We start from the raw sequence: 10,629 nt of genomic DNA on the forward strand, positions 1-10,629 counted from the left end.
GCTATCCGGCTGCTTATCACGCAATTGATCCAGCCTTTGCGAGACCGCCTCGGCGAGCCTATCGCCATTACCAGCGGCTATCGTTGCCCGGAGGTAAATCGCTTGGTAGGCGGTGTCGTCAACTCCCAGCACACAAGGGGCGAGGCCGCCGATTGCTACGCCGCCTGCGGCCCGGAGCGATTGCTGGAAGTATTGATAGATAGCGGCCTGTCGTTCGACCAAGCGATCGTGTACAGGAAAAAGAAATTCTTGCACTTGTCTTACAAAAATGGAGCGAACAGGAAACAAATAATTCGAGAATGACAGCTCTGGATATACGCAATAAGTTGGCCCAGAATCAATCATTATTGGTCTATATCCCATATAATCCTAAAAATAGGTTAGCGAAAGGAGTGCGCACTTGAGTATTCTTATTATTTTTGCGCTCTTAAAAGTAAATACATGAATTTTGATATAGTGTTTGTGTTGCTGGCCCTGATCGGCATGATCGCAGCCTTGGTATGGGATAAGATGCGGCCGGGAATGGTTCTTCTGACAGTGGTCGTGTTTTTTCTCTGCGTAGGCATTCTTACTCCCAAGGAGATGCTGGAGGGCTTTAGCAATAAAGGGATGATAACCGTAGCCATGCTCTTCCTTGTCAGTGAGGGAGTGCGGCAGAGCGGGGCTTTAGGCCAATTGATCAAGAAACTGCTTCCCGAGGGGAAGACCACCGTCTTCAAGGCGCAGGCGAGGATGCTCCCGCCCGTAGCTTTCGTGTCGGCGTTCCTGAATAATACGCCGGTGGTGGTTATTTTCGCCCCGATCATCAAGCGATGGGCGGAGGCGGTGAAGCTTCCGGCCACGAAATTCTTGATCCCTCTCTCGTATGTCACGATATTGGGCGGTATATGTACCTTGATCGGTACTTCTACGAATCTGGTGGTGCACGGCATGATTCTGGAGGCGGGATATGAGGGCTTTACGATGTTTGAGCTGGGGAAAGTCGGTATTTTTATCGCTATCGCCGGTATTTTATATTTGTTCGCTTTCTCGAACAAGCTGCTTCCGGACTCGAGGACGGATACGGTATCCGAAGACGGGGAGGATGAGAATCCCGGGAATTTCCACCGGGTGGAGGCCGTGCTGGGCGCACGCTTCCCGGGTATCAACAAGACCTTGGGAGAGTTTAACTTTACCCGCCATTACGGGGCGATCGTGAAAGAGGTGAAAAGCGGCGGACAGCGTTTTACCCGTAATCTGGATACGGTGGTGTTGCATGAGGGCGATACCTTGGTGTTGTGGGCGGACGATTCTTTTATCCCTACATGGGGTGAGTCTAGTGTCTTCTTGATGTTGGCGAATGGTAATGAGGCAACGGAGCCGGTATCGAAGAAGAAACGTTGGCTGGCTTTAGGACTGTTGATCTTTATGATTACGGGGGCGACGGTAGGAGAGTTGCCAGTCGTGAAAGAGGCCGTTCCAAGTATGCGCTTGGATATGTTCTTCTTTGTCTGTATTACGACAATCATCATGGCGTGGACGAAGCTTTTCCCGCCTAAAAAATACACGAAATACATTTCTTGGGATATCTTGATAACGATCGCTTGCGCTTTCGCTATCAGCAAGGCCATGGAGAATTCCGGCTTTGCCTCCATGATAGCCCGCCATATAATCGGTATGGCCGACAATTTGGGGCCGTATGCGTTGCTGGCGATTCTATTTATTATTACCAATATATTTACGGAGTTGATCACGAATAACGCTGCGGCGGCATTGAGCTTCCCGATCGCTTTGTCGGTAGCTACGCAATTAGGCGTTGATCCGACCCCATTCTTTGTCGTGATCTGTATGGCGGCGTCGGCTAGTTTCAGTACGCCGATCGGCTACCAGACCAACCTGATCGTACAAGGCGTGGGAGGCTATAAGTTCACGGATTTCGTGAAGGTGGGCTTGCCCTTGAACTTGATCACGTTCTTGATCTCCGTGTTTGTAATACCTATGATATGGAAGTTTTAGAAAATAATATCTATCCGATTTTCGACCGTATGCTGGGTCGTGAGGATAAAGAGGCGCTTTTGGGGCAAAGGGGCGTGATGGTGTGGTTCACGGGTTTGAGTGGCTCGGGGAAAAGCACGATCGCTATCGCTTTGGAGCGTGAGTTGCATAAACGGGGATTGCTTTGCCGCATCCTCGACGGGGATAATATCCGTAGTGGTATCAACAATAATCTCGGGTTCTCGCCGGAGGACCGGGTGGAGAATATACGCCGGATCGCCGAGGTGGGTAAACTGTTTGTCGATACGGGTGTTATAACCATAGCGGCTTTTATCAGCCCGAACAATGAGTTGAGAGAGATGGCGTCCGCTATCATCGGTAAAGCGGATTTCTTGGAGGTTTACGTAAGTACGCCGCTCGCCGAGTGCGAACGCCGTGACGTGAAAGGCCTGTATGCCAAGGCCCGGAAAGGCGAGATCAAGGAGTTTACCGGGGTTTCCGCCCCGTTCGAGGCACCGGAGCGTCCGGACCTGTCCTTGGATACCTCCGTATTGAGCGTGGAGCAATCCGTGAACCGGTTGTTGGAGTTGATCGTACCGAAAGTAGAAATTAAACACTGAAAAAAGATATGTCTGATTACAAGTTAAGTCATTTACAGGAGCTGGAGGCCGAGTCTATCCACATCATCCGTGAGGTAGCCGCCGAGTTCGAGAATCCTGTTATGCTTTATTCCATCGGGAAGGATTCTTCCGTGATGGTCCGTCTGGCCGAGAAGGCTTTCGCTCCGGGTAAGGTTCCTTTCCCGTTGATGCACATCGATTCGAAATGGAAGTTTAAGGAGATGATAGAGTTCCGTGATTCTTACGCGAAGAAATTCGGCTGGAACTTGATCGTGGAGTCTAATATGGAGGCTTTCCACGCGGGCGTGGGCCCGTTCACGCATGGAAGCAAGGTGCATACGGACTTGATGAAGACGCAGGCCTTGCTTCATGCCTTGGATAAATATAAGTTCGACGCCGCTTTCGGCGGCGCCCGTCGTGACGAGGAGAAGAGCCGTGCGAAGGAACGTATCTTCTCGTTCCGCGATAAGTTCCATCAATGGGACCCGAAGAACCAGCGCCCGGAGTTGTGGGATATCTATAACGCCCGTGTGCATAAGGGCGAGAGCATCCGTGTATTTCCGCTATCGAACTGGACGGAGCTGGATATCTGGCAATATATCCGTCTGGAGAATATCCCGATCGTTCCCTTGTATTTCGCCAAGGAGCGTCCGTGCGTGGAGATCGACGGTAATTTGATCATGGCGGACGACGACCGCTTGCCGGAGCAATACCGGGACCAGATCCGTATGCGTATGGTCCGTTTCCGTACGTTGGGCTGCTGGCCGCTGACCGGCGCCGTGGAGAGCGAGGCGGATACGATCGAGAAAATCGTGGAGGAGATGATGACCACGACGAAGAGCGAGCGTACGACCCGTGTGATCGACTTCGATCAAGACGCTAGTATGGAGCAGAAGAAACGGGAAGGGTATTTTTAACACAGAAGAGACATGGCAGATACAAAATTAAATATAAAGGAATTCCTAGATAAGGACGAGCAGAAGGACCTGCTGAGATTCTTGACCGCCGGCTCGGTGGATGATGGCAAATCGACCTTGATAGGCCGATTGCTGTTTGATAGTAAGAAAATATACGAGGATCAGTTGGATGCCTTGGAGCGTGACAGCAAGCGTATGGGCAACGCCGGCGAGCATATCGACTACGCTTTGTTGCTGGATGGCTTGAAGGCCGAGCGTGAGCAAGGTATCACGATCGATGTGGCTTACCGTTATTTCAGCACGAACAACCGTAAGTTCATCATCGCCGACACCCCGGGGCACGAGCAGTACACCCGGAATATGATCACGGGTGGTTCCACGGCGAATCTGGCGATCATCTTGGTGGATGCCCGCACGGGCGTGATCACGCAAACCTGCCGTCACACCTATCTGGTATCTTTGCTGGGGATCAAGCATGTGGTACTGGCCGTGAATAAGATGGACTTGGTGGACTTCGACAAGGATACGTTCGACCGGATCGTGGCGGATTATAAACGTTTCGTGGAGCCGCTGGATATCCCGGATATCACGTATATCCCCTTGTCGGCCTTGGATGGCGATAACGTGGTGGAGAAGAGTGATCGCACGCCTTGGTACGAGGGTACATCTTTATTGGATTATCTGGAGAACGTGCCTATCGACTTGGATCGTAACTACGAGGACTTCCGTTATCCGGTGCAATACGTGTTGCGCCCGAATCTGGATTTCCGTGGGTTTAGCGGCAAGGTGGCTAGCGGTATCGTGCGTAAGGGAGATACGGTGATGGCGTTGCCTTCCGGGAAGACCTCGAAGGTAAAGAGCATCGTCACCTACGAGGGTGAGTTGGAGCAGGCTTTCCCTCCTCAATGTATTACGATCACCTTGGAGGACGAGATCGATATCTCCCGTGGGGAGATGCTGGTGCACCCGGATAACTTGCCGATCTGCGACCGTAATTTCGAGGCCATGCTGGTGTGGATGGATGAGGAAGCCATGGACGTGAACAAGCAGTTCTACATCAAGCAGACCACTCATACGACACGTGCCCGTGTGGATAGTATCCGCTATAAGGTGAACGTGAACACGATGGAGCAATCTTCCGTGGATCATCTGGAGCTGAACGAGATCGGCCGTGTGGTATTTACTACCGGCAAGGAGTTGTTCTTCGATCCGTATAGGAGGAATAAGCAGACCGGCTCGTTTATCTTGATCGATCCGATTACGAATAATACGTCCGCCGTGGGTATGATCATCGACCGTGTGGACGCTAAAGATATGGTGACGGAAGACGCTTTGGCTACCTTGAACCTCCCGGAGATGGGAATCGGAGAGGAGCACTATGAGGCGGTCCGTAAGGTTTGTGAGGAGTTGGGCCGGCAGGGCGTATCTGTGAAATGTATAACGGAAAAACGATAGGATATGGGATTGTTGGAGTTTGATAAGCTACCGATCAATACGTTGGTCGGGGCGGATTGGGATACGTTCAGAAAGGTGACGGCCCGGCAGCAGATAGACAAGGGCTTTAAGGGGAAGTATCGCCTTACGACCGGTGTTTGCCGCCTGTTGAGCGCCTTGAAGCCGATCGAGGATAGCCGGTTCAAGAAATTGGCCGATAAGCCGCTCGAGATGGACCCCTTGTTTATCTTGGGGCATTGGCGGAGTGGTACGACTTTTGTTCATAACATCTTCGCCTGCGATAAGCATTTCGGTTATACCACGACGTACCAGACGGTATTCCCGCACCTGATGCTCTGGGGGCAGCCTTTCTTCAAGAAGAACATGGCTTTCTTGATGCCGGATAAGCGTCCGACCGATAATATGGAGTTGAAGGTGGATCTTCCGCAAGAGGAGGAGTTCGCCTTGTCGAACATGATGCCTTATACATATTATAATTTCTGGTTCTTCCCGAAACGCTGGATGGAGTATTGCGATCGTTACTTATTGTTTAACGATATCACGGAGGAGGAGCGGCGGATCTTCATGGATACTTTCATGCGTCTGGTTAAGGTTTCCCTCTGGAATACGAACGGTACGCAGTATTTGAGCAAGAACCCACCGCATACGGGGCGTGTGAAGACATTGCTGGAGATGTTCCCGAACGCTAAGTTCATCTACTTGAAGCGAAATCCGTATACGGTATTCGAGAGTACCCGCAGTTTCTTTACGAATACGATCCAGCCATTGCGTTTGCAGGATATCACGAACGAGCAGATCGAGGCGAACTTCATCGAGGTATATCGCCGTCTTTTCTACAAGTACGAGGAAGAGAAGCACCTGATACCGGAAGGCAATCTGGTGGAAGTGAAGTTCGAGGATTTCGAGAAAGACGCTTTCGCCATGACGGAAAATATTTACGGGTCATTAAACTTACCCGGCTTTAAGGAGTCTAAGGCGGATATAGAGAAGTATCTGGGCAAGAAGAAGGGCTACAAGAAGAACCAATACAAGTACGAGGATCGTACGGTCCGGCTCGTAGAGGAAAATTGGGGCATGGCCTTGAAGGAATGGGGCTATAGCTTATAAATAAAAGGGTTAGATAGGTATTAAATTGATAGAGGGATGGGTTTGAGTTTAAGAAAGAAAGCGTTATTTTTGGCAATCGCTTGTATGCCTTTGTCCGTGGTTCTCGCGGACGGGGATGGGGTGACATCGGAGAATGTGGTGCCCTTCGCTTATGGAGACATGGATAATTGGATTGTCCGTGAGATTCATGAGTCTGGCATTATCGGGGGAAATACGAAATGGCTTTATGAGCTGGGGCCCTCGGATACGATTGTCGGTAATACGGCGTTTCGTAATATGGGCGGTTCTCCGTGGGCTACTTCCAACGTGATGGCGAAAGTGGCGGGAGTGGTGAAAACCAATACGTCTGTTTTCCCGGAGAAACGGGGGGATGGGATGTGCGCCCGCATGGAGACCCGTTATGAGAGCGTGAAGGTTTTCGGTTTGGTGGATATCGAGGTGATCGCCGCCGGCTCCGTTTTCTTGGGTACGGTGCATGAGCCGATCAAGGGAACAAAAAACCCTCAAGCGATGTTACAATCAGGAGTGCCTTTCTCCAAGAAGCCGAAAGCGTTGCGGTTTGATTATAAGGTGAAAGCCGCTCCCGAGAAGAATCGGGTACGTAGTACGGGGTTCAGCCGTAAGAGTACGGTGGCCGGGCAGGATTCCTTGGCGGTGATCTTGTTGTTGCAGAAACGATGGGAAGACGCGGAAGGGAATGTTTATTCCAAGCGGGTCGGTACGATGGTGCAACGCTATACGGAATCTACCCCTGATTGGGTAAATGACGCTACTTACCCGATCCTTTATGGAAATATAACATCCAAACCCGAATATAAACCGTATATGCGTATACAAGTAGAGGAACGTTATACGTTAAATAGTAAAGGAAAAAGCGTTCCTATCCAAGAGGTAGGCTGGGCGGAGCCGGGCGAGGCACCTACGCATATGGTGTTGCAGTTCACCTCCAGCCACGGAGGGGCCTATATCGGCTCTCCGGGAAATACGTTTTGGATAGACAACGTAGAATTAATATACTAATATGGTCGAAGCAAAGATAAAAGCCCTGCGTGATGAGCTGGAGCGGCATAATTATAATTATTATGTGCTTTCGGCACCGACAATATCAGACTTTGAGTTTGATAAGATGATGAAAGAGTTGCAGGAACTGGAGGCGGCGCATCCCGAGTTCGCCGATCCGGATTCCCCGACCCGGAGGGTGGGGAGCGACCTCTCGAAAGAGTTTGAGCAAGTGGTACATAAATATCCGATGCTTTCGTTGGGTAATACGTACTCCGAGGATGAGATCCGAGATTTTTATGATCGTACGGTCCGCTCCTTGAATGAGCCTTTCGAGATTGTGGCGGAGCTTAAATATGATGGTACTTCTATCTCTTTGACCTATGAGAAAGGACGCTTGACGCGTGCCGTGACCCGTGGCGACGGCACTCGTGGTGATGACGTGACGGCGAATATCAAGACCATCCGTTCGGTTCCATTAAGACTCCGGGGTTCTGATTTTCCGGAGGAGTTCGAGATCCGTGGCGAGGTATTGCTGCCTTGGGCGGAGTTCGATCGCTTGAATAAGGAGCGGGAGGAGCAGGAGGAACCCTTGTTCGCCAATCCTCGCAACGCCGCTTCCGGTACGTTGAAACAGCAGAATCCGGCTATCGTGGCCTCCCGTAAGCTGGATGCTTATTTCTATTATTTATTGGGTGAGAACCTGCCGGCCGAAGGGCATTATGAGAATTTGCAGGCGGCTCGCGCATGGGGTTTTAAGATTCCGGACGTGATCCGTAAATGCCAGAGCCTACAGGATATATTCGATTATATCGCATATTGGGATGTGGAACGTAAGAACCTGCCCGTGGCGACGGATGGAATCGTGTTGAAGGTAAACTCGCTTCGTCAGCAGAGGAACTTAGGTTTTACGTCGAAAAGCCCTCGCTGGGCGATCGCTTATAAGTTTCAGGCGGAGCGTGCCGAGACTCGCTTGAACTCGGTCTCTTTCCAAGTGGGACGGACGGGGACGGTCACTCCGGTGGCGAACCTCGAGCCCGTATTGTTGGCGGGGACGGTGGTGAAGCGGGCTTCCTTGCATAACGCCGATATTATCGAGGGGCTTGACTTGCATATCGGCGACCAAGTGTATGTGGAGAAAGGCGGGGAGATCATCCCGAAGATCGTGGGAGTGAACGTGGAGGCTCGTTCGATGCTGATGGGGGATAAGGTCCGCTTTATCCGTGTGTGTCCGGAGTGCGGGACTCCTTTGGTGCGTCCGGAGGGAGAGGCGGCGCATTACTGTCCGAACGAGTCGGGCTGTCCTCCTCAGATCAAGGGGCGTATAGAGCATTTCGTGACCCGGAAGGCGATGAATATCAATATAGGCCCGGAAACGGTGGAGGATTTGTACAACGCCGGTTATGTAAAAGACTCGGCGGACTTATATACGTTGACGGTTGCCGATTTATTGCGTCTGGAACGGTGGGCGGAGAAGAGCGCCCAGAATCTGATGTCGAGTCTGGAGGAATCCAAGCAAGTTCCTTTTGAGAGGGTCTTGTTCGGTCTGGGGATTCGTTTCGTGGGAGAGACGGTCGCTAAACGCTTGGTCTCGGCTTTCCACTCGATCGAGGCATTGGAGCAGGCGTCCTTAGAGGATTTGGTAGCCGTGGACGAGATCGGCGAGCGGATCGCCCAGAGTGTATTGAGTTATTTCTCGGACGAGAAGAACCGTACGTTGGTGAACCGATTAAAGGAACAGGGCTTGCGGATGGTGGTTTCCGAAGAGCAATTGGCGAACCGTTCCGAGAAGTTGAAAGGATTGACGATCGTGATCAGCGGGACATTTTCCAAGCATTCACGTGACGAGTATAAGGCGATGATTGAGCAACATGGCGGCAAGAATAGCGGCTCCGTCTCGGGGAAGACCGATTATATCCTTGCCGGCGAGAATATGGGACCGGCCAAGCTGGAGAAAGCGGCGAAGCTGGGTGTGAAGATTATCAACGAGGATGCGTTCTTAAATATGCTGGAATAAATGTTTACGAATTATTTTATCAAGAAGAAGATACAGGCTTTAGTGTCGGACGCTGCCAAGCGTCCGCATCGTTCCCTTTCCTTGGATGAGGCACGTTCGCTTTTGGTCTTGTATAATATAGAGGATCACGAGGACGTCATGAGGGCCTTGGAGCCTTTGCGCAAGGCGAAGAAGGACATCAAGACGTGTGTATATGTGCCGTCCGGAGGAGCGGATATTCCTTTCGACGATTCCAATATTCCTGTACATATAAAGAACGATCTCAACGCGTGGGGATTCCCTTCCGATAGTGTCTTGGAAAAGGTGGGCGCTCTCAAGGCGGATATCTTGATCGATATCACCCGGCCGGGTTGTTATGCCTTGCAATACATCGCTCTCCGGCATCCATCCGCCTTCAAGGTCGGGATTAAGTATCCGGGCCAAGAATGGTACGACTTAGGCTTGACTGTAACAGATAAGGACGATATTCAGTATTTATTCGGACAGATATTATTTTATTTGCGTTCCATCCGTGCTAAATGATATAATTTCCTTATTTTTGCAGTGCTAAATAACAAAAAGGAATATTTTCCCCATGGCAGACATAAATTTAAAAGGAATGGGTGTGGCGTTGATCACGCCATTCAAGGAAGATGAGAGTGTAGACTACGAGGCGTTAGGCAAGCTGGTGGATTATCAGGTGCAGAACGGTACGGATTATTTGGTAGTGCTGGGAACTACAGCGGAAACCCCTACACTTACGGAAGAAGAAAAGAAAAACATTATAAACTTGGTAGTGACTCGTGTACGGGGCCGTATCCCTATCGTATTAGGCGTGGGAGGTAATTGTACACGGTCGGTTGTCGAGAAATTGAAGACAGATAATTTCGAGGGTATCGACGCTATCCTCTCGGTCGTACCTTATTATAATAAGCCTTCCCAAGAAGGGATTTACCAGCATTACAAGGCGATCGCCAACGCTACTCATTTACCGATCGTACTCTATAACGTACCGGGGCGTACGGGTGTGAACATGACGGCCGAGACTACGCTTCGTATCGCCCGTGAGTTCGATAACGTGATCGCCGTGAAAGAGGCTTCCGGCAATATCACCCAGATGGATGATATCATCAAGAACAAGCCGGCCCGTTTCAACGTGATCTCCGGTGACGATGGTATTACTTTCCCTTTAATGACATTAGGTGCGGTGGGAGTGATCTCCGTGATCGGTAACGCCTTCCCTCGTGAGTTTAGCCGTATGGTACGTCTGGCCTTGGCGGGTGATTATGATAGCGCACGTACGATCCATCACAGCTTCACGGAGCTGTTCAGCCTGTTGTTCGTGGATGGAAATCCTGCCGGAGCGAAGAGTATGCTGAATATGATGGGCTTTATCGAGAATAAGCTTCGTTTGCCTTTGGTTCCTACACGTATCGTCACGTATGAGAAGATCCGTGAGGTGTTGCGACAGTTGAGCATTAAGTGCTGATCCGCTTTTAACGGCAACGATTCTTATTATTTATATAGAATAACAAAAGGGGCTTCATGTGTCATAGAGGGC

At 50.7% G+C, this 10,629-nt stretch carries 10 protein-coding genes; all 10 read left to right on the forward strand.

The window, feature by feature from the left end:
* Window positions 1-303: D-Ala-D-Ala carboxypeptidase family metallohydrolase (locus tag DWY79_RS21135; protein WP_233564030.1), on the forward strand; the 303-nt coding region annotated here is incomplete at its 5' end.
* A 138-nt stretch (window positions 304-441) separates the two neighbouring features.
* Complete coding sequence (locus DWY79_RS21140) at window positions 442-1,995, forward strand: SLC13 family permease (protein ID WP_005857436.1); 1,554 nt, start codon at window positions 442-444, stop codon at window positions 1,993-1,995.
* Entirely contained in the window at window positions 1,983-2,594 is a 612-nt protein-coding gene (cysC, locus tag DWY79_RS21145) for an adenylyl-sulfate kinase (protein ID WP_005857434.1), read from the forward strand. Before DWY79_RS21140 ends, cysC begins: the two co-directional genes overlap by 13 nt.
* An 8-nt stretch (window positions 2,595-2,602) precedes the next feature.
* Complete coding sequence (cysD, locus tag DWY79_RS21150; protein WP_005857432.1) at window positions 2,603-3,511, forward strand: sulfate adenylyltransferase subunit CysD; 909 nt, start codon at window positions 2,603-2,605, stop codon at window positions 3,509-3,511.
* Between the two features lie 12 nt (window positions 3,512-3,523).
* The gene (gene cysN, locus DWY79_RS21155) at window positions 3,524-4,966 is read left to right on the forward strand and encodes a sulfate adenylyltransferase subunit CysN (protein ID WP_122370346.1); all 1,443 of its coding nucleotides are present in this window, start codon (window positions 3,524-3,526) and stop codon (window positions 4,964-4,966) included.
* Window positions 4,967-4,969: 3 nt separating this feature from the next.
* Entirely contained in the window at window positions 4,970-6,073 is a 1,104-nt protein-coding gene (locus DWY79_RS21160) for a sulfotransferase (RefSeq protein ID WP_005857428.1), read from the forward strand.
* A gap of 36 nt (window positions 6,074-6,109) precedes the next feature.
* Complete coding sequence (locus DWY79_RS21165; RefSeq protein ID WP_008772341.1) at window positions 6,110-7,093, forward strand: PCMD domain-containing protein; 984 nt, start codon at window positions 6,110-6,112, stop codon at window positions 7,091-7,093.
* A gap of 1 nt (window position 7,094) precedes the next feature.
* A complete protein-coding gene (ligA, locus tag DWY79_RS21170) occupies window positions 7,095-9,089 on the forward strand; it encodes an NAD-dependent DNA ligase LigA (RefSeq protein ID WP_122370348.1) in 1,995 nt (664 codons plus the stop codon).
* Window positions 9,090-9,611 carry a hypothetical protein gene (locus DWY79_RS21175; protein ID WP_048928418.1) on the forward strand — a complete coding sequence of 174 codons (522 nt, stop codon included), beginning with the start codon at window positions 9,090-9,092 and terminating at the stop codon, window positions 9,609-9,611.
* Window positions 9,612-9,663: 52 nt separating this feature from the next.
* The gene (dapA, locus tag DWY79_RS21180) at window positions 9,664-10,557 is read left to right on the forward strand and encodes a 4-hydroxy-tetrahydrodipicolinate synthase (RefSeq protein WP_122370351.1); all 894 of its coding nucleotides are present in this window, start codon (window positions 9,664-9,666) and stop codon (window positions 10,555-10,557) included.
* Window positions 10,558-10,629 lie beyond the last annotated feature (72 nt).

The sequence above is a fragment of the Parabacteroides sp. AF27-14 genome (assembly GCF_003635425.1).
In the GTDB taxonomy this organism is placed as follows: Bacteria; Bacteroidota; Bacteroidia; order Bacteroidales; family Tannerellaceae; genus Parabacteroides; species Parabacteroides distasonis.